Below are 21634 nucleotides of genomic sequence, written 5' to 3'. Positions count from 1 at the left end.
GATTAAAATGAAAAAGTATTTAATGGCGTCCCTGTTGTTAACCACCTTATCCGGCGCCGGTCAGTTACCACGGCAGGCAGTATCGTATGTAAACCCATTTATTGGGGCCAGTACCAATATTGATAAAGCAGGCGCCAGTCATGGTTTAGGTAAAACTTTTCCCGGCGCTACCACGCCATACGGAATGGTGCAGGTTAGTCCAAATACCATTACAGGCGGCGACAATGGTTCGGGCTATAGCTATGAACACACCTCCATTGAAGGTTTTGCATTTACACAATTGAGTGGTATTGGCTGGTATGGCGACCTGGGTAATTTTTTGGTAATGCCTTGTACCGGCGCATTAAAAACATCGGCTGGCCGGGCCGGTCATGAAGCCGAAGGTTATCGTTCGGCTTTTGCCAAACAAACGGAAGCAGCAAGCCCCGGGTATTACAAAGTGACCTTATCAAAATACCAGGTAAAGGCCGAGATGACGGCAGCGCCGCACAGTGGCATGATGCGTTTTACATTTCCGGCCAATAAGCGTTCACGCATTCAAATAGACCTGGCGCGAAGGGTAGGCGGTACTTCAACAGAACAATATGTGCGCGTTGTTGATGACCATACCATTGAAGGATGGATGAAATGTACACCCGATGGCGGCGGCTGGGGCAATGGCGAAGGGCTGGCCAGCTATACCGTTTATTTTTATGCGCAATTCAGCAAACCATTAAAACAATATGGAGTATGGAGCGCCGCTATCCCCAATGACTGGAAACGAAAGAGAGAAGACCTTGAAAGCCATAAATACCAGCAACGGATTGCAAAAGCGGCAGCAAACGGAGTAATTAAACAAGCCCCGGAACAACAGGGTAAACACCTTGGCTTTTTTACTGAATTTGCTACTACAGCAAACGAACAGGTTATGATGAAAGCCGGTATTTCTTTTACCGATGCGGCACACGCGAAAATGAACCTCGAACACGAGATCACAGGTTGGGATTTTGACAAAGTGCATGCAAATGCCCGGGAGTTGTGGAACCAGGCGCTGAATAAAATAAAAATAGAAGGCGGTACCGAAGAACAGAAAACTGTTTTTTATACCGCGTTATATCATACCATGATAGACCCGCGCACTGTATCGGATGTTGATGGCGCTTATACCGGTGGAGATGGGAAAATACATACAGGCCCTGCCAATAAAACCCGCAGAACGGTTTTCAGCGGCTGGGATGTGTTTCGTAGTCAAATGCCACTGCAAACGATCATTAACCCTGCAGTGGTGAACGATATGCTTGGGTCGTTAACTAACCTGGCCCATGAAAGCGGGAAAGAATATTATGAACGATGGGAATTATTGAATGCCTATTCGGGTTGTATGATCGGCAACCCGGCCGTATCGGTGCTGGCAGATGCATATGCAAAAGGTATTAGAAATTACGACATGGCAAAAGCCTATGCCTATGCCCGTAATACCTGCGAGCGGTTTGGCAATGGCGATAAGGGCTTTACCTCTACCTGCGAGCCAACCGACAGGCGTCGCAACTCCTATGGTAATTCACCATTTCCCATTTCCAATACTTTGGAAAATGCTTATTCCGAATGGTGCCTGAGCCGGCTGGCAGCAACATTGGGTAAAAAGGAAGATGAAAAGAAATATGCACAAAGGGCATTAAGCTATCAAAATGTATTTGATAAAACCAAACAATGGTTCCGCCCGCGCAAAGAAGATGGCAGCTGGGAAGAATGGCCAAAAGAGGGAAGGCTAAAACAATTCTACGGTACGGTTGAAAGCAATCCCTATCAACAGGGTTGGTTTGTTCCGCACGATGTACCGGGTATGGTAAAACTAATGGGCGGCCGTGATAGTGTGATCACCGACCTGCTGCATTTCTTTAACAATACACCGGCAAATTTTTTATGGAACGATTACTATAACCACGCCAATGAGCCGGTGCATCATGTGCCCTTTCTGTTTAACCGCCTCAGCGCGCCCTGGCTAACGCAGGAGTGGAGCCGGAAGATCTGTGCCAATGCCTATCATAATAAAGTAGAAGGACTGGTTGGCAACGAAGATGTGGGTCAAATGTCGGCCTGGTATGTGCTGGCCGCATCGGGTATTCATCCGGTGTGTCCCGGCGATACGCGGTATGAGATCACCAGTCCGGTTTTTTCAAAAATTGTATTGCAGTTAGACCCGCAATATGCCAGGGGCAATAGCTTTACAGTAATTGCAAAAAACAATAGTGCAAAAAATGTATATATTCAGCGTGCCTTTCTAAATGGAAAACCCTGGGATAAATGTTTTATCCATCATGCCGATATTGCCGCCGGTGGTGTGCTCGAACTGGAGATGGGCCCGGCGCCCAATAAAAACTGGGGGCATCAGGAGGATGCACAGGCGCAAAATAACAACAGTGAGCTGCAACTGGGCAGCGGTTTACAGGATAGTATGGTAATTCAGCAAAACCGGCCATTGACCATTTGGGGTAAAGCACAAGCGGGTAGTGAAGTAGCCATTCGTACCGACTGGATGAACACACCTGTTACCGTGCAGACAAATACTGATGGAAGCTTTTCAGGTATAGTTACCGTTCCGGCGGTTCAACCGGGTGATTATACGCCACACAGCATTGAAGTGAGTAATGGCAATACTGCTATCACGCTGCGTAACGTGTTGATTGGCGAGTTGTGGTTGTGCAGCGGCCAGTCGAATATGCAGTTTAGTTTAAAGGAGGCAACAGATTCAACGCGCGATGTGGCAGCCGCCAATCATCCCAACCTCAGGCTTTTAAATGTAGGGCTCAATTTCAGCGCTACACCGTACGAAGCTTTCTCTGGCAAATGGGTCACATGCCGTTCTGCTACCGCAAAAGATTTTAGTGCGGTGGGTTATTATTTTGGCCGTGAGCTGCTACAAACGCTGAATGTACCGGTGGGTATCATCTTCTCCGGTATTGGCGCATCGGCCGCGCAGGCATATGTACCGCAACAGGTACTGGCTGCCGATACTATGTTGAACCGCGTATACCTGCAACCTTATCTCAATAGTGCCCGGTCAAAAGAAGTGATCGATGGCGGCTTTAGTTTTGAAAAAGTTACCCGGCCATTTTTGCTGTACAATGCGCTTATCTATCCTTTACGGCACTTTTCGATCAGTGGTGTTTGCTGGTACCAGGGCGAAGCCAACCGCAAAGAACGGGAAAGTTATACCCGGCTTACGCAGGCCCTTATCACAAGCTGGCGACAAACATTCGGGCAAAACAACTTACCTTTTTATTACGTACAGGTAGCACCTTATTTCCTGGAAAAAGAAGACCCGGTTTTGGCGGATTATGCGTTCTTTCGTGAAGCCCAGGAAAAAGTATCAACGCTTGGTAATACAGCCATGATAACCACGGTTGACGTGGGAGAAGCAAAGAACCTGCACCCGCATAATAAAAAACCCATTGGCATCAGGCTGGCAAAAACAGCCCTGAACCGTACCTATGGGAAATTGAATATAACATGGCGCGGACCACAATACCAGCATATGGAAGTTAGTGGCAAAAAGGCTGTTATTTATTTTGAACCCGGCACTACCACTGGCGGGTTGTATACAGATGATAATAAGGCGCCGCAGTTCTTTACCATTGCCGGCGCCGATCAACAGTTCCATGTGGCAAATGCAACCATCGATGGCGACAAGATCATCGTTTCAAGTGATAAAGTGAAAAAGCCGGTAGCGGTGCGTTATGCATTTACTAATTATGCGGTCACCACCTTACATAACGGCGAAGGCTGGCCTGTAATTCCTTTTCGTACCGATAACTGGGCCGAACCCACCCCAAAAACTGATTAATGAAACAAGTACTGGTATCGATCTTAGTGTTTTTTGTATTGAAGGTTTCGGCGCAAACCGCTTATTTCATCGATGGCTACCATGGGGGCATCTATGGCCATCTTCCACCATGGCAAACAAAATTTATGGTGGAAAAACTGGCGCAATACCCTAATTGGAAGATCAACCTGGAACTGGAACCCGAATCGTGGGATAGTATTGCCCTGCAGGATGCAACAAACTATGCAGCGTTTCGCAAGCTGTTCACCGATCAATCGGCCAACGCACGAATTGAATATGTTAACCCGGCGTACGGCCAGGCCTATATGTACAATATCTCCGGCGAAAGTGTGATCAGGCAGTTTTATTATGGAATGAAGAAACTGCAACAGCATTTTCCGGGTATACAGTTCACCACCTATTCATCGGAAGAGCCTTGTTTCACCAGCGCCTTACCACAGATATTAAAGTCGTACGGATTTAAATACGCATCGCTTAAAAATCCCAATACCTGCTGGGGCGGTTATACCCGTGCTTTTGGCGGCGAGCTGGTGAACTGGATTGGTCCCGATGGCAGTGCCATACTTACTTCACCGCGATATGAAGTGGAAGCCTTTAAACCACTTTCCATTTGGGAAACCATAGCCAGTAGTAACAGTAAGGAATATGTTCAAAAAGCATTTGCATACGGTATAAAACATCCGGTAGGCATGTGTTTACAGGATGCCGGCTGGTCATTCGGTCCCTGGTTAAAAGGAGCCAATGAAACCGGCAACAACGGCGTGTATGCTCCTACAAAATATACTACCTGGCGTGGCTACTTTGCCAATATCTCCAATGGCATGGCCGAGAACAACTGGCATTTTTCCCAGGAAGATGTACAGGTAGGTTTAATGTGGGGCGCCCAGGTGTTACAACGAATAGCACAAGCGGTTCGGCATGCCGAGAACAACATTATACAGGCAGAAAAGCTGGCAGCCATGGCTAAGATCTGGAAGGGAACAGGCTGGCCTGAAAATAATTTCAGCGAGGCCTGGCGCACCTTACTATTATCGCAGCACCACGATTGCTGGATAGTTCCTTACAATGGTAAACAAGGCGATACCTGGGCCCATAAAGTGGTGAAGTGGACAAACTTCACTAACAACAAAAGCGATAGCATAGCAAAAACAGCCATGCAGAAATTGGCTGGCAATAGCGGCGAATATGTATGCGTATTCAATACTACGGCGGTTGAACGAAATGAATGGGTACGTTCTGGCGATCGGGTTTTTAGGGCAAAAGTGCCGGCCATGGGTTACGCCAGTTATAAGTTGAATACATTACCACTGATAAAAGGCGCGGCCGTAACAAAACTGAATAATGGAATTATACGGATAGAAACAGACCTGTATCGCATCTTAATTGATGCCGCAAAAGGCGGCACCATCATCAGCTGGGTAGCAAAGCAGTTGGGTAATAAAGAATTTATTGAAAAAGGAAAACGGTTAAATGAGCTGCGCGGTAATTTTTACAACAAGGGTGGTATAAGAAGCAGTGCCGATACAGCTGCCGAAGTAGCAGTGATTGAACAGGGTGGGGCAGAAGTAAAGCTGGCTATCAAAGGGCACATAGCCGGTTATCCTTTTACGCAAACATTAACCGTACAGCAGGGACAACCGCGGGTAGATGTTCATTTAAAGATAGATTGGAACGACAATACCGCCATTGGCGAATATTATGATGAACCCAAAGATACCCAGGTTAGAAAAGCGTATTATGACGACCGCTTTAAATTACTGGCGCTGTTCCCCGTAAACCTTTCGGCACAAAAGATATTCAAGAACGCCCCGTTCGATGTAACACAAAGCAAACTCCGTAATACTTTTTACAATCGCTGGGATAGCATCAAGAACAATGTATTGCTAAACTGGGTTGATGTAACAGATGGAAAAGGAGTATATGGCATGGCCTTGTTCAGCGATCATACCACCAGTTATACGCACGGTGAAAATTTTCCCTTAGGGCTAACCGTACAATATTCGGGCAATGGCATCTTTTACCGCAATTATACACTTGACGGGCCTACCGAAATTCATTATGCTTTATTACCACATAAAGGAAACTGGCAACAGGCCGGGTTGTGGGCCGAAGGCACCAAATGGAATGAACCGTTAATAACAATGGCAGCAAATAGCGCAGAACAACGCTCGCTGTTACAAACAGAAAAGGGTGTAGAGGTTTCGTCCGTCACGGTTTCCGGAAACACAATACAGGTGCGGCTGTTTAACGCCGCAGCACAAGGCCCGGCAGTGAAAGTATATCCCGGCTTTGCCTGCAAAGCAGCCGCACAGGCAGAACTGGATGACCGCCCAGTAAAATTATTACCCATTCATACCGATAAAACCGGACGCCGGTATGTTGAAATTTCCATACCTCAATTTGGCATACGCACCATAAAATTCGAACATGAATAAGAAGAACTTTTTTTCATTGTTACTCATAGCAACCTTATCAACTACCACTATAGCGCAGGTGCAACCCCTGGCGCCTTTTCAACCCGGTGAGCGCGCCTGTTTTGTTGGCAACAGTATTACAGAACAAGGTTACTACGAATCGTATATCTGGTTATACTATATGTTACATTTTCCCGGTCGCCGTATAACAGTATACAACTGTGGTATTGGGGGCGACAGGGCGCAGAACATGCTGGGCCGCCTCGATGCCGATGTGTTTGCAAAAAAGCCAACCACCATTTGTATGACCTTTGGCATGAACGACAGCGGTTATTTTGAATATCTCTCAGGCAATAGCGATTCGACAGGAAAGGAAAAAGCGCGGCAAAGCAAATTATATTTTGATACCATTGCGCAAAAACTAAAAGCCTATACCACTGCAAAGAAAATAATGGTCACCTCGCCGTTGTACGATGAAACCATGAAGAACCCAAAAAACTATTTTCCCGGCAAAAGCAAGTCGATGGAAATCATTGCGGCTTTCCAGCAGGAGGCGGCTAAAACACATCGTTGGGGTTTAGTTGATTTTTTACACCCAATGACAGAGATAACGCTTCGGGAACAACGCCGCGATTCTACTTTCACCCTTACCAGCAACGACCGCATTCACCCCGGCAATGCCGGTCATTTTGTAATGGCCTGGTTGTTTTTAAAACAGCAGGGGCTGGCAGGTAAACCTGTTGCCGATATTGAGATCAATGCCACTACCAGTAAAGTACAACGGTCAGAAAATTGTATACTCACCGCCTTGTCGGTAGCACCGGGCAACATACAGGTTGATTACCTCGCCGGTTCTTTGCCATTTCCGCAAGACACTATTTCAAGAATATGGGAAAATCCCCAACGACAGGCAGATGCACTGAAAGTGATCCCCTTTACTGAAGAAATGAATAAGGAAATGCTTACCGTAAAGGGATTGAATAACGATAACTTTCTGGTTTCAATAGATAATAAGTCCATTGGCAAATACACAGGTGAGCAATTGGGAGCAGGAATTAATATGGCGCTGCTGAATACACCGCAGGTTGAGCAGGCCATGGCAGTGTTGTGGCTGAACGAGGAGCGTATGGCGCTGGAATCAAAGCTGCGTCAGTATTACTGGCTACAATTCAATTACCTGAAAGAGATAGGGCTGCAATTTAACGACAATAAAGTAGCTATGGATTCAGTAGCATCGCGATCAACGCGCGACTGGTTTGTAGGTTCAAAAAAAGATAACTACCGCGCTGCGCGGTATGAAGCAGTAAGGGCAGCGTGGCAAAAGGAAATGGATGTATTGGTAAATGAGATCTACAAAATAAACCAACCCCGTAAACATACCATCAGGATAGTGAAAGCGAATTAAAAAATAAGCCGTTCGCCTACATTACCATGTTTGTGGCGGAAGTCTTTTGGCGTAAGCCCTTTTTGACGTTTAAAGGTGCGGTTGAAATTAGAGATATTGGTAAAGCCACAGGCGGCAGCTACTTCAGCAATGGAATCCTTGGTATCTATCAATAAACGTGCGGCATGTCCTAAACGGATGTCGTTTAAGAAATCGACAAAGTTCACCCCCGTTTTTGTTTTAAAAAAACGGCTAAAGGCAGTCTCGGCCATGTTCACCAGCGTGGCCGCTTCTGCCAGCCGCACCGGGCGGTTAAAATTAGCGTTCATAAACTCAATCAGTTTTTCCATTCGAACGCTGTCCATGTATATATAATCGGCATTATAGATCTTCTCGCCACTGAGGTAACGGGAATCCTTTGCTGCAGATAATTCGTTCAGGATGATCATTAGTTCGATCATAGAATCGAAACCCGTTTTATGTTCCAGCGCTTTAATGCGAGGTGCTATTTGTTGAATAGTTTCTTTGGAGAACAGGATGCCTTTTATGGAATGTTCAAACAACTCCCGTATACTACTAAGTTGTGTTCTTTTCAGCAGGGTTTCATGAAACAGGTCGCGGTGAAACTGAATGGTAACTTCAAATATTTTATCGCTTTGGCATTTATGCGTGAACCAGGCGTGGGGAATATTGGGGCCAACCAGTACCAGTTCCAGATCGTCAATTTCTTCCATACTATCGCCAACAACCCGTTTAACCCCTTTTGCATTTTCAATAAAGTTCAATTCATATTCTTCATGAAAATGCAGGGGAAAATCAAATTCGGTTTTATACCTGGCAAACAACGAGAAGCAATCCGACTTGGTTAATGGTGGCGCTTCTTTGAGTATGGATCTGGACATAGGTACTAAGTTAATTCAAATCACTTACTTTTACGATAGCCATATTAATCTTTCCATTTTGGGTGATAATCTTAAAAAAATGGTATTAACCATTGACTAATCTTACAAAACATGCCGGCATTCTCAGACGACACACTTATTGACAAGCTGAAAAAAGAAGAAAGTGCTTCATTTGGGTTACTTTATAAATTGTATTTTCCAACCATAGCCAGCTTCATTAAACAAAACAGTGGCAGCCACCAGGATGCAGAGGACATTTTCCAGGAAACGGTAATAGTTCTTTTAAACAAAGTGAGGCAACCTGAATTTGTGCTAACATCTTCTTTAAAAACATATCTGTTCTCTATTTCAAGAAATTGTTGGCTAAAAAGGCTGAGAGATAATAAACCGGCTGTTGTTCTTACAGATGACCATACTTTATTAGAGACACCGGAGGACCTCTTGCAGGAAGAAAATACAAATAATGAAAAAGTGGTCACCTGGCTCAAAAAGATCACCATCCATTGCCAGCGAATTTTAAAAGCCATCTTTTATTTAAATGAACCTATAGATAACCTGATGATAAAAATGGGTTGGAGGAACAAACACACGGCAACCAACCAGAAATATAAATGCATTGAACAATTGAGAAAAGAAGGTAAGAAATAGTTTTACCCGCCGGGGTGATAGTTTTCCATTTCGGGTATAAATGCTGGCAAAACATTTAAACAATGACAAAAAGAAACAAATTAATTCTTTGCTTCATCTCAATTGTATTGACTGCAATATGCATTTATCACTTCTTTGGTTAACTAAAATTTAACGACAATGAAAGAATACATGAGTTGCCCAATCATTCCATCCCATTTGCCCTGGTATAAAAAACTGGGGTTCATCTTTTTTAGGTTCGGGGTTTGTCCAATTTGCATAACAATGAGTGTTTCATATATCATAAGAAAGTTTCTAAAAAAACATTTTTCAAAAAACTATTGATACCCCTTTCCCCGTCAGCAGGCCGCTGCCTCCCCGTACATGGAAGCGGCCTGCTTATAATGGTATCTATGTATTTTACAAACTTTTTATATTTACCCCTAAAAATACCCCCTGGTTTATTTTTTGATGTATAAACAATTTAGGAAATTGTTATAATTAACCTTGAACGAGTGCTCGTAACCTACAACCATGGACACGCTAAAAGAGGAACGTCGATTACATGCATTGCAATGCTATAATCTGCTCGACACCCTTCCCGAAGAAGAGTTTGATCATATTACCCGCTTAACCGCCTCCATATTTAAAGTTCCTGTGGCCATTATTTCATTGATCGATAAAGACAGGCAATGGTTTAAATCAAAAACCGGTTTGCCAAATAATGAAATTGCCCGCGAACTGGCCATTTGCAATTATACCATTGAGCAAACACAGCTGTTGGAAGTGGAAGATGCTACCAACGACGAGCGGTTTAGTGGTGAACCCGTGGCGCTTGCCGATGAAGCCGTAAGGTTTTATGCCGGCTATCCCATCATTGACGATGAAGGTAATGCATTGGGCACTTTCTGTATCGTAGATTACGAACCTAAAAAACTCACCCCGGAGGAAAGAGAACAATTTATGTTACTGGCGAAATCGGCCACTTCGCTGGTAAAAAATTATAAAAAGATAAACGAAGCCCAGCAGTTTGAAAGGCTTTTCAATATCTCAACCGATTTTGTTTGTACGTTCACCCGCAATGGCGACATTCTGAAAGCGAATCCTGCATTTAATACAATATTCAACATAAACAGTGATCGCTTACTCCAGGAATCTTTCTTCCAAATGGTGCATCCCGACGACCGGTCATCAACCATCGCATGTTTTCACGATTGGTATACGTGTAACGACCATAACCATCTTACCCATCGCATCCTGTACCGGCATAATCAATACCGAACAGTTCAATGGACCATCACCATTGAAGAACCTTCGGGTCACCTCATTGCCATTGGGCGCGATGTAACGGAAGAGAACAGGGAAAGATCGATGTTGAACGCATTTGTTGAACATGCCCCGGTGGCGGTGGCCATGTTCGATACCGAACTGCGCTACCTGGCTGTTACCAACCAATGGCTTATTGAAAATGACCTTCAGGGCCAACAACTCATTGGCAGATATCACTACGAAGTAGTTCCCAATATACCCGATGAATGGAAAGCGGTTCACAGAAGATGCCTGGCCGGTGCAGTAGAATATCGTGATGAAGACATCTGGCGGCCAATTGGCGCCACCACCGACCGCTACATAAGCTGGGGCGTTCGTCCCTGGTATAACCTCGATGGCTCCATAGGCGGCATTCTGATACAAACAAAAGATATTACCGAAGCAGCGCTGCAACGAAGCGAATTAAAACGCGCCAAACTACAGGCCGAACAGGCCAGCATGGCAAAAAGCGATTTCCTGGCCAATATGAGCCATGAAATTCGAACTCCCCTTAATGGCATCATCGGCTTTAGCGATCTGCTACTGAAAACGCCACTTAACCTGGTGCAATCACAATATGGCAGCATCATAAACCAGTCGGCCAATATTTTGCTAAGCATCATCAACGACATCCTCGACTTCTCTAAAATAGAATCGGGCAAACAGGAATTATATACCGAAAAAACCAACCTGTACGATCTTATTTCTGAAACGGCCAATTTCATAGCCTTTCAAACTCAGCAAAAGGGCCTTGAAGTATTGCTGAATATCTCCCTGCAATTACCGGAGTATATTTACATAGATGCCCTGCGGGTGAAACAGGTGCTTACCAACCTGCTTGGCAATGCTGTAAAGTTTACCGAACAGGGTGAAATTGCCATTACCGTTGAACCGGTACGCATATACGGCAACGGTTTAATGGATATCCGTTTTGAAGTACGCGATACGGGCATAGGCATTGATAAAGAACACAGCGATAAAATATTTGAATCCTTTTCCCAGGCAGACCCCAGTGCCACTAAAAAGTATGGCGGAACCGGTCTTGGCCTCACCATCAGCAACCTGTTGCTAAAGATGATGAACAGCCAAATGCAACTAAGCAGCGAACCGGGTAAAGGCAGTACCTTTTCGTTTGTGCTTACGGTAGCAACAGAAGGCAAGCCCCTGTTACAGCTTGTACAACAGCCCGATATTCGTTCTGCGTTGATCATAGATGACAATGCGGGCAACCGGCAGTTAATTGCCGATATGCTCACCGCTAAAAATATTGAAACAACAACGGCAGCCAACGCAACCGAAGCCTTTACCCTTATTAATAAACAGGTGTATGATGTGGCACTTATAAACTACCATATGCCTAACATGAACGGCATAGAGCTCATTAGTCACCTGCGACACGACACCGGCGCCAATGGCAAAAAACAGAAAGTGATACTGCTTTGTAATGTGCTCGATATAGAACAGTTCTTATTAAACAGCGAATCACTCCATATTGCCAATTACCTGCTGAAACCGGTGCGTTTGCACGACCTCTTCTCAAGTATCAGCGGCGTACAGAAAAAAGCAGACCTTACAATACATCCTCCTGCACCTAAAGACGAAGCCCTTTCCCGCCTGAAACTACAGGTGCTTATTGTGGAAGACAATGCCATCAACAAAATATTTACCCGCTCCATCATTGAGCGGTTATTACCCGGCGCCGTTATTCATGAAGCCGGCAACGGACGCCAGGCCATCAGTACCTGCGAGCGCATTGTACCCGACCTGGTGCTGCTCGATGTACAAATGCCGGAAATGAATGGGATAGAAGCTTGTAAACATATTCGCCGGCAGCAGGCGATGCAAAACAAACCCATCATTGCTTTAACGGCAGGTAATGTAAAAGGCGACCGGGAAAAATGTTTACAGGCCGGCATGAACGACTTTTTGGTAAAACCATTTGTAGAGGACGATCTGAAGCAGCTACTCAAAAGATGGATCATTAAGGATGAACCGGCTTCCCCCAACCATCACTTTAGTATAAAGGCGATTAAGGAAATAGTAGGCGATGATAGCCGGGCCGAACAACATATTTTGGAACTCCTGCTGCATGACCTGCATACCTTCAGACAGCAATTTTCACAACATGTTGCCGCTAAAGCCCCCGCAGCCCTGGCAGAGGCAAAACACAATATGCTGGGCACCTGCGCCAATACGGGTTTAGATGCCTTAAAAGACCTGCTGATGCAATACAAGATCATCCATACAACCGACTTTGACAAGCTCAGGGGTTTGGAGAAAAAAATACTGGAAGAGGTTATGGCTATTATAAGTGATATAAATCAGTATTTAGGGGATGCGGTATCGTCCTAATAAAAGCACACAAATTCAACATTTTACGTATATTCGGATAACTAACTGGCAGCAATTGATCAATGAATTCGATTGCATTTATTGATACCGAAATTGAGCCCAAAAGCCTGAAGGTCCTTGATATTGGCAGTATCAGGGGAGATGGAAGTTCATTTCACAAATCATCGATAGCCGAATTCATTCAGTTTCTTAAAGGAACAGAATTCATCTGCGGTCACAACATCCTCAACCACGACATAAAGTATATTGGTAACGCATTAAACGATGCAGGCATAGCTCCTGCAAATATCATTGACACCCTGTTCCTTTCTCCATTACTTTTTCCTACCAGGCCGTATCATAAATTGCTAAAAGACGATAAACTTCAATCAGAAGAGACTAACAATCCTTTGAATGATTCAATTAAAGCAAAGGACCTGTTTTATGATGAGCTCGCTACTTTTAAATTCAACGATGAAATACTTAATCAAATTTTCTATTTGCTTTTAAAAGACAAAAAAGAATTTAATTCCTTTTTCCGTTTTATAGCATATGAAAGCCCGGGTACAGATCCTGAATATTTAATAAGAACAAAATTTAAGAATGAGATATGTGAGCAGGTTGACCTGAAGCATATAATTGCAGCGCATTCAATTGAGCTGGCTTACAGCTTATCGCTTATCAATTCATTTATAAAGGAACCCAAAATACATTCAATAACACCACCCTGGGTACTTAAAAATTATCCTGCAGTAGAAAGAATAATGTACCTGCTGCGAAATAAACCTTGTATAAGCGGTTGCGTTTATTGCAACACCGCATTGGATATTCATAGGGGATTAAAGCGCTATTTTGGATTTGATACGTTCAGAACATACGGCGGTGAACCGTTACAGGAAAAAGCGGTTAAAGCAGCAGTTGATAATAAATCTTTACTGGCTGTTTTTCCAACAGGAGGTGGAAAATCAATCACCTTTCAGGTTCCGGCTTTTATAAGTGGCGAAAGTTCAAAAGGTTTAACGGTAGTGATCTCCCCCTTGCAATCGTTGATGAAAGACCAGGTAGACAACCTTGCATCTAAAGGTATCACTGAAGCGGTAACAATAAACGGATTACTTGACCCGCTGGAAAGACAAAATTCTCTCGAAAGAATTGAAGAAGGCTCCGCTTCTCTCCTTTATATTTCCCCTGAAGCATTGCGTTCACGAACAATAGAACGCCTGCTTTTAGGACGAAAAATTGTTCGTTTTGTAATTGACGAAGCACACTGTTTCTCCTCCTGGGGTCAGGATTTCAGAGTTGATTATTTATACATAGGCGACTTTATTAAATCACTTCAGGAAAAGAAAAACCTCGAAGATGGCATTCCTGTTTCATGTTTTACAGCAACGGCAAAGCAAAAGGTAATTGAGGATATTCGGGATTACTTTAAGGAAAAACTTTCGCTCGATCTTGAATTATTCACGTCAAAAGCATCAAGAACAAACCTGCACTATAAAGTTTTCGAAAAAGGCGATGAAGAAGAAAAGTATCAGGCGGTAAGAGACTTAATTGAAGAAAAAAATTGCCCCACTATTATATATGTTTCAAGAACCCGAAAAGCATATGCACTTGCCGAACGGTTAGTAGAAGATGGTTTTAAAGCAAAACCATATCATGGAAAACTGGATATAAAAGAAAAAACGGCCAACCAGGAAGCTTTTTTATCGGGTAATGTTCCAATAATGGTGGCAAGTTCTGCCTTTGGAATGGGAGTTGATAAAAAAGATATTGGCATGGTGATCCATTATGAAATTTCCGATTCATTGGAAAACTATATTCAGGAGGCAGGAAGAGCGGGGCGCGATGAAAATTTAGAAGCTGATTGTTATGTTTTATTTAACGAAGAAGACCTTAGCAAGCATTTTATCCTTCTAAACCAAACCAGGCTTTCCATTAAAGAAATTCAACAGATATGGAAGGCCATAAAAGAGATCACAAAGTTCCGGTCAACAGTTTCAAACTCTGCCCTGGAAATTGCAAGAAAAGCCGGGTGGGACGATACTGTTGCAGAAATTGAAACAAGGGTAAAAACAGCCATTGCGGCGCTGGAAGAATCCGGATATTTAAAACGCGGGCAAAACATGCCAAGGGTTTTTGCCACCAGTATTCTTTCCCAAAATGCACAGGAAGCCATTGATAAAATAAACGCATCAGAAAAGTTTGAAGAAAAGCAAAAAGAGAAAGGGATTCGGATAATTAAGAAACTTTTTTCGAGCAAAAGCAGGAAACACTCAAATGAAGAATCAGCCGAATCAAGAGTTGATTACATTAGCGATCACCTGGGCATGGTAAAAGAGGAAGTCATTAATATCGTTAACCTGCTTCGTGAAGAAAATATACTGGCCGACGCAAAAGACCTGACCGCGTATATCAAAAAAGGAGAAAACAAAAACCGCTCTCTAAACATAGTTGAAATATACAGCAAAATTGAAAATTTCCTGCTCCCGGTATTTGAAGAACAGGCAGTGACCTTCCATATTAAGGAACTGAATGAAGCAGCCGCCGCCAAAGGTTGCGAAGATGCAGACACAAAAAAGATCACAACTATCATCAACTTCTGGGCAATCAAGAATTGGATCAGGCGACAGAACCAGGAATATTCAAAAAATCATTTTTCGGTAATTTGTTTGCACCCCAAAGCAACACTAAAAGAAAAACTGGTGATGCGGCATGAATTAGCCAGGTTTATTGTTGACCTTCTCTATCAAAAAAGTAATACAGGTACTTCGGATGATGACACAGAAAAAGAAGAAGTGCTGGTTGAGTTTTCAGTGCACGAATTGAAAAACGCGTATGAAAAAAGTCAAAACCTCTATAAAAAGAACATCCGGATCGAAGACATTGAAGATGCTTTATTGTATTTATCAAGAATTGAGGCAATCAAAATAGAAGGCGGATTTCTGGTTGTGTACAATCGTCTTACCATTGAAAGACTTGAACAGGATAACAAACGACGCTATAAAGTTGAGGATTATCAAAAATTAAATCAGTTCTACGAAAACCGGGTTAATCAAATTCATATTGTTGGCGAGTATGCAAAAAAGATGATCACCGACTATAAAGATGCTTTGCAATTTGTAGAAGATTATTTTCAGTTAAACTATCCATCGTTCCTGAATAAGTATTTCAAAGGCAGCCGGCAAAATGAAATTAAACGAAACCTTACACCAGCTAAGTTCAGACAGCTTTTTGGAGAACTTTCTCCAACTCAATTGAAGATCATTAACGATAACGAATCAAAATACATTGTTGTTGCGGCCGGGCCTGGAAGCGGAAAAACAAGAGTACTGGTTCACAAGCTCGCTTCGCTGCTTTTAATGGAAGATGTAAAACACGAGCAACTGCTTATGGTTACATTTTCAAGAGCAGCCGCAACAGAGTTCAAAAAACGGCTACAGAAGTTAATTGGCAACGCAGCCAGCTACATTGAGATAAAAACATTTCATTCATACTGTTTTGATTTGTTAGGTAAGGTTGGAAACCTTGATAAGTCGGACGAAATATTAAAAAAGACTATAGAAAAGATCATAAACAAGGAGGTTGAAGCAAGTAAAATCACAAAAACAGTATTAGTAATTGATGAAGCCCAGGATATGGACGAAGATGAGTTTAATTTGATAAATGTATTAATGGAACAGAACGAAGAAATGAGGGTAATTTCGGTGGGAGATGATGATCAGAATATTTATGAATTCAGAGGAGCAAGTTCAAAATATCTTGAACAGTTCATTCACGTGAACAAGGCAAATAAACACGAGTTGGTTGAAAATTACAGAAGCAAAGCGAACCTGGTTAACTTTACTAATCAATTTGTAAAACGCATCAGCCACCGGTTGAAAGACACGCCAATTGTTGCCCGGCAAACAGATTATGGGAAAATAAAGCTGATTCGCTATGAAAGCAACCATCTTATAACTCCGCTTGTACATAACATACTTACAACTGATCTTACAGGCTCAACCTGCGTGCTTACAAAAACGAATTCAGAAGCATTACAAATAACGGGGCTTTTTTTGAAAAATGGAATGCAGGCAAAATTAATTCAAACCAATGACAGCTTCAACCTATACAATCTTTTAGAAGTAAGGTATTTTTTAAGTCAGTTAAATTTGGCGGATGATGTTTTTGTGATCGGCGACGATGTTTGGGAAAAGGCAAAACGGGAATTAACGATCAAATTTCGCACAAGTACCAATTGGGATATCTGCAATAATCTGATCAGGGATTTTGAAGCAACTAATACAAAGAAGAAATACAAAAGCGATCTTGATGTATTTATTCGGGAATCTAAGTTAGAAGATTTTTTCAATGAGAACGGCGAAACAATTTTCGTTTCAACAATTCATAAGGCTAAAGGAAAAGAGTTTGACAATGTTTTTTTAATGCTCGAAAACTTCAACGCAGTTACAGACGATGCCAAACGATTATTGTATGTTGCCCTTACAAGAGCAAAACAAAACCTGACGGTTCATGTAAATTCAAACCTTCTTGATGGGCTTTCTACAGTAAACCTGGAACGAATAGATAATAAAGAGAAATATTTACCGCCCAATGAGCTTGCCATGCACCTGACTTACAAAGATGTTTGGTTAGATTATTTCATAAACAAACAGCACCTGATCTCAAATCTATTAAGTGGAGATGTGTTGACCTTGAACGGGGATGAATGTTTGAATTCAAGCGGACAGTCAGTTTTAAAATTCTCTCAGCAGTTCATTAAACAAATCGCTGATATTAAAAATAAAAACTATGAAATAAAGGGCGTAAAAGTAAACTTCATAGTGTATTGGTTGAAAGAAGGTACCGAAAAAGAGGTTAAGATCATCTTGCCCGAACTTTTCTTCGAAAGAAAGTAATTATCTTAGAACTGCATTAAGCGTGTAAAGGAACGCATGAACAGGGATATAAGGAAATAAATTACCCCTCACTGCACCACCATAGTAACAATAGGCGAATAAGCCAGCTGTACACCACTGCCAATAGCAATAACGCGAAACCAATAGCGCTTTTCGGAAGTAAGCCCTTTAAAGGTATGAGTGCAAAGACCACTGGGCTGGTGGTACCAATTGGTATCGGAGGTGGGCTGCTCTGATGTATACTCGTGAACATAAGCTCTGGCGCCGCTTACCTTTCTCACTTTTGTAGTAACCTCACCGGGCGGGCCTAATTTTACATCCAATATTTCGATAGATACAGGTAAAATACCAGGTTCATCTGTGGTTATATCAAAACCACTGCTAAGCAACAGTACTAAATCGCCTTTACAGATCTTTGTTACATATTCGGCCAGTTCCGCCAACAGACCCTGTACAAGATCTTTTTGATTGTTTTTAATAGCCATCATTTCTTTATCGCCACCACGTGCATTAACGAGTGCCGAATCCAGATCAGGTATTACCTTTTTTAAATTACCCAGGGCTGGGTGCGGGGGAAGAAAAACTCATTGTCCTCCATTTTTTCTACAATGCGACGGCTTACTACTACCAGATCAGATTGGTGTAATTTGTTAATTGGTGTTATCCGGTTCATAAAACGGCAATTTAATTTGTATAGCTACCAATAAGACCTAAACCGGAATTATCAAAATAAAAACGTAATAAAACTAATTGGGGAATCTGTTGTGAAGTAGGTTGCAGGCGAGAAACTAAAAGCACAGTAACCATTACAAATATAACGGTTAGTTGAAACAGAAGCAAATTCCTGCGAGCATTTCCTACTTTTTGCGAGAAAATCGCATATTCTGCGGGCTTTTCATATTTTCTGCGAGGGATTCTGTTTTCCTGCGAAAAACGCCAGAATCCTGCGAGCGTTTCTCATTTTCCGCGAGCGTTTCCTATTTTCTGCGAGCAAACCATAAATTCTGCGACCTTTTCTTATTTCTTGCGAGGAAACTCAAAATTCTGCGAGCTTTTCTTATTTTCTGCGAGGAAATCTTATTTTCTGCGGGCTTTTCTAATTTCCTGCGAAGGAATTTAAAATTCTGCGAGCGTTTCTTATTATCTGCGAGATAACCTCGTATTCTGCGAGATTTTCATATTTCTCGCAGGAAAAGCCAATATTCTGCGAGAAAAACTAATATTTCGCAGAAAAATATGATTTTCTACAGCATCTGCATCAAATATGTAAGAAACACCAGGTAGTAAAAAGACATGAAAACAATACATTTTTTCGTCTTCATTTTGAGCGTTCAGGCTGGTTTTGCACAAACCATTAAAAGCGATAAGCTATATCAATTCTATAAACATTTTAGCGAAGTGGAAGACTCTATTGCCAAAACGATCAATTTGCAAAACACCATAATTTACAAAATATGCGAAGGGTATAGTTCTTTCTATTTTATTCAGGAAAACTTACTTTGGAAAGGTTATTTCATTAAAAGCCTGCAGCCGATTGAAGGGATACCCTTTCCATCAACAATAGACACCTTAGAAAATGGCGCCATTGTTGAATTCAAACCATACAATTCAGAATTATTAGTATTCAATGCCGACAGCATCGTAAAAAGGCTTCTTCAAAATAACATCACCAACATTATTCAGATAAGTGAAGATGCCCTTCAGGCTAAACTTATCAAAAAAGGCAAAAAAAAGAACGAGCACATTATTCAATCGCTACCATATGCATCGCATGACTGCAACGGAACAATTATCATTTACGGCCCCAAAAATATTTCCGCAACCTATAGAGGGGCATTAATAGAAGCAGAAAATCTGCATATAATTCCGACACTAAGAATATTCTACGAAACAAAACAGATCTTATTAAACGCCACCCAAAACTACCAGTAGATCATTATTGGAAGCGAAGGCCGGCCGCCCTTTTTACAGTATTTTTTGAAATTGCTCATTAATTTATATTATTGTTCATAATTTACTTTCTTTTACGCCTTTATGCTGCCATTGAAAAATTACTTTAAGTTTGAAAATTCTAAACTGAAAAAAAGTGAATGGCTGCTGCCCGATCCAATAATGATCCCATCGATCTATCGGTCCTGGATAGGAAAGAGTATGAGTTATTGTTTCACCAATACTACCAGTGGCTATGCCTGCAGGCTTGTAAAATAACTGAAGACTGGCATGCCAGTGAAGATATTGTACAGGATTTCTTTATAAAATGCTGGCAAAACCGCGCCTCGCTTCATATAAAGCAATCCTTTGCCGCGTTTGCATTGGTATCGGTACGCAATGCCGCCCTGAATTATCTTAAAAAAGAAAGCATCCGCTCTAAACATGAAACGGCTTCTTCTGCCACCTTCCCCGGCGACGAAACACTACTTCCTGTTGCACAACCCGATGAAACTGACCAGCTTTATCTGCAAATAATTACAGCTGTAAACAACCTGCCCGAGCAACGCAAAAAGGCCTTTATCCTCAGCCGGCAGCATAATATGAAATATGCCGAGGTTGCCGCCGAGCTGGGAATATCTGTGAATACCGTTAAAATGCACCTTCGCCTGGCCTACCAGGAGTTGCGCAACCTCCTAAAGCTGTTGCTGCCCCTTTTCTATTTTTTCTTAAAAAAATAATAACACACATACACCCTATTAATTAACCCGGTTGTCATATAACTGAACTTATGCAAAAGGAGTCGCAAAATATTGATTGGGACAAATTGATAGATCTGCTGGAAAAGCCCGTAGATGAACAGCAGGTACTGGCCGGTGCGCTTTCTACCGAAGAGCAGGCGCTCTTTGCCCGCTTGCAACAGGTAAAAAATGATCAACTGCTCACAGGCGCACTGCAACTGGATGCTGCAAAGGCATGGGTGCATATAATGGAAAAAGAAGATAGGGCGGCCCCCGTTCGCCGTATAGCCATTAACTGGAAGAAATGGGTGGCTGCAGCCAGCCTGCTGTTCATTGCCGGTACTGCCTGGTGGTTATATACCAGGTTCAGTATCAATGGGGCCATAAATAACCTGCAAACTGTTGAAAAGGCAATGGCTAACCATGAGCCTGCCAGCAAGGTGCAACTGGTAACGGCCGGCGGACAAACCATTGTATTAGATACAGCCACACAACTCCGGGAAAAAGATGGTACGCTTATACACTTACAACAGGGAACAGTTGCTTATGAGAACAGCGAACATGCAAAAGGCGATGCATCCCTGATAAATACGCTCATTGTTCCCCGCGGTTACCTGTACAACCTTGTGTTATCCGATGGCTCAAAGGTTTGGTTGAACGCCGATAGTAAAATATCGTATCCGGTACGTTTCGATAAAGCAGAAAGAAAAGTGACCATTGAAGGGGAGGCCTATTTTGAAGTAGTGCATAACGATAAATGGCCGTTTGTGGTGCACGCCGGCAATACAGCAACAAAAGTATTGGGTACCAGTTTCAATATTAAAACCTATGGGAAAAAGGTCTATACTACGCTGGTTACGGGTAGCGTATTGTTCACTCCGCCGGGCAACGCTAAAGCAGTAAAGCTTACACCCGATCATCAAACTGTTTTCAACGTAGGCAACGGCAATACTGAAACAAGAAAAGTATTCGCCGGTGACTTTATAGCCTGGAAAGACGATGACCTGGTGATGACCAAAATGACACTTGCCGAACTGGCAGAGATGCTGGAAAGAAGATATGACGTACAAATAAGTTTTGCCGAAGAAAAACTAAAGAACATTGAATACAACGGAGCGCTTCACCTTACCAATAGTATTGCCGAAATGCTGAAGAATTTTGAACAAACCAGCAATATTCAATTTGCCGTAAAAGATAAAACGATCGTTATACTGCCTGCTAATGGAAAATAGCAACTGCTAATGCCAATTTCATAAACCTTTCCAGCCTAACTAACCA

General features: G+C 42.6%; 12 protein-coding genes. 9 read left to right on the top strand and 3 right to left on the bottom strand.

All coding sequences use genetic code 11. The annotated features are described in order from the left end of the window. The first annotated feature begins 7 nt into the window (after positions 1-7). Genes GGD38_RS36355 through GGD38_RS36345 form a run of 3 tightly spaced genes read left to right on the top strand, consistent with a single transcriptional unit; the run spans position 8 to position 7642 of the window. Entirely contained in the window at positions 8-3823 is a 3816-nt protein-coding gene (locus GGD38_RS36355; protein WP_375301043.1) for a GH92 family glycosyl hydrolase, read from the top strand. Beyond that, positions 3823-6258 (top strand): glycoside hydrolase family 38 C-terminal domain-containing protein, encoded by a 2436-nt coding sequence (locus GGD38_RS36350; protein WP_375301042.1) that lies wholly within the window; start codon positions 3823-3825, stop codon positions 6256-6258. The genes GGD38_RS36355 and GGD38_RS36350 overlap by 1 nt, the downstream gene beginning before the upstream one ends. Continuing rightward, the gene (locus tag GGD38_RS36345) at positions 6251-7642 is read left to right on the top strand and encodes an SGNH/GDSL hydrolase family protein (protein ID WP_375301041.1); all 1392 of its coding nucleotides are present in this window, start codon (positions 6251-6253) and stop codon (positions 7640-7642) included. Before GGD38_RS36350 ends, GGD38_RS36345 begins: the two co-directional genes overlap by 8 nt. Here GGD38_RS36345 and GGD38_RS36340 read toward each other — a convergent pair. Next, positions 7639-8523 (bottom strand): helix-turn-helix domain-containing protein, encoded by an 885-nt coding sequence (locus tag GGD38_RS36340; protein ID WP_375301040.1) that lies wholly within the window; start codon positions 8521-8523, stop codon positions 7639-7641. The genes GGD38_RS36345 and GGD38_RS36340 overlap by 4 nt on opposite strands. A 111-nt stretch (positions 8524-8634) precedes the next feature. On the opposite strand from GGD38_RS36340, the gene GGD38_RS36335 reads away from it, so the two are divergent. From GGD38_RS36335 to GGD38_RS36325, 3 genes are all read left to right on the top strand, one after another. After that, on the top strand, positions 8635-9171 hold the full coding sequence (locus tag GGD38_RS36335; RefSeq protein ID WP_375301039.1) for an RNA polymerase sigma factor: 537 nt from the start codon (positions 8635-8637) through the stop codon (positions 9169-9171). Between the two features lie 513 nt (positions 9172-9684). After that, positions 9685-12810 (top strand): response regulator, encoded by a 3126-nt coding sequence (locus tag GGD38_RS36330; RefSeq protein WP_375301038.1) that lies wholly within the window; start codon positions 9685-9687, stop codon positions 12808-12810. A 62-nt stretch (positions 12811-12872) separates the two neighbouring features. Further along, a complete protein-coding gene (locus GGD38_RS36325) occupies positions 12873-17687 on the top strand; it encodes a RecQ family ATP-dependent DNA helicase (RefSeq protein ID WP_375301037.1) in 4815 nt (1604 codons plus the stop codon). Between the two features lie 68 nt (positions 17688-17755). Here the strand turns inward: GGD38_RS36325 and GGD38_RS36320 are convergent, their stop codons facing one another. Continuing rightward, a complete protein-coding gene (locus GGD38_RS36320; protein ID WP_375301036.1) occupies positions 17756-18175 on the bottom strand; it encodes a hypothetical protein in 420 nt (139 codons plus the stop codon). Positions 18176-18234: 59 nt separating this feature from the next. Beyond that, positions 18235-18360, bottom strand: a complete 126-nt coding sequence (locus tag GGD38_RS36315) for a hypothetical protein (RefSeq protein ID WP_375301035.1) — start codon at positions 18358-18360, stop codon at positions 18235-18237. A 620-nt stretch (positions 18361-18980) separates the two neighbouring features. On the opposite strand from GGD38_RS36315, the gene GGD38_RS36310 reads away from it, so the two are divergent. The 3 genes from GGD38_RS36310 (at position 18981) to GGD38_RS36300 (ending at position 21588) form a co-directional block, all read left to right on the top strand. Beyond that, positions 18981-19619, top strand: coding sequence for a hypothetical protein (locus tag GGD38_RS36310; RefSeq protein ID WP_375301034.1), 639 nt, complete (start codon positions 18981-18983; stop codon positions 19617-19619). Between the two features lie 158 nt (positions 19620-19777). Beyond that, positions 19778-20356 carry an RNA polymerase sigma-70 factor gene (locus GGD38_RS36305; protein WP_375301033.1) on the top strand — a complete coding sequence of 193 codons (579 nt, stop codon included), beginning with the start codon at positions 19778-19780 and terminating at the stop codon, positions 20354-20356. 50 nt (positions 20357-20406) lie between these two features. Continuing rightward, on the top strand, positions 20407-21588 hold the full coding sequence (locus GGD38_RS36300) for a FecR family protein (protein WP_375301032.1): 1182 nt from the start codon (positions 20407-20409) through the stop codon (positions 21586-21588). Positions 21589-21634 lie beyond the last annotated feature (46 nt).

Origin of the sequence: Niastella sp. OAS944 (assembly GCA_024809215.1) — a bacterium.
Taxonomy (GTDB): domain Bacteria; phylum Bacteroidota; class Bacteroidia; order Chitinophagales; family Chitinophagaceae; genus Niastella.
This window is presented reverse-complemented; position numbering and strand designations above follow the sequence as displayed.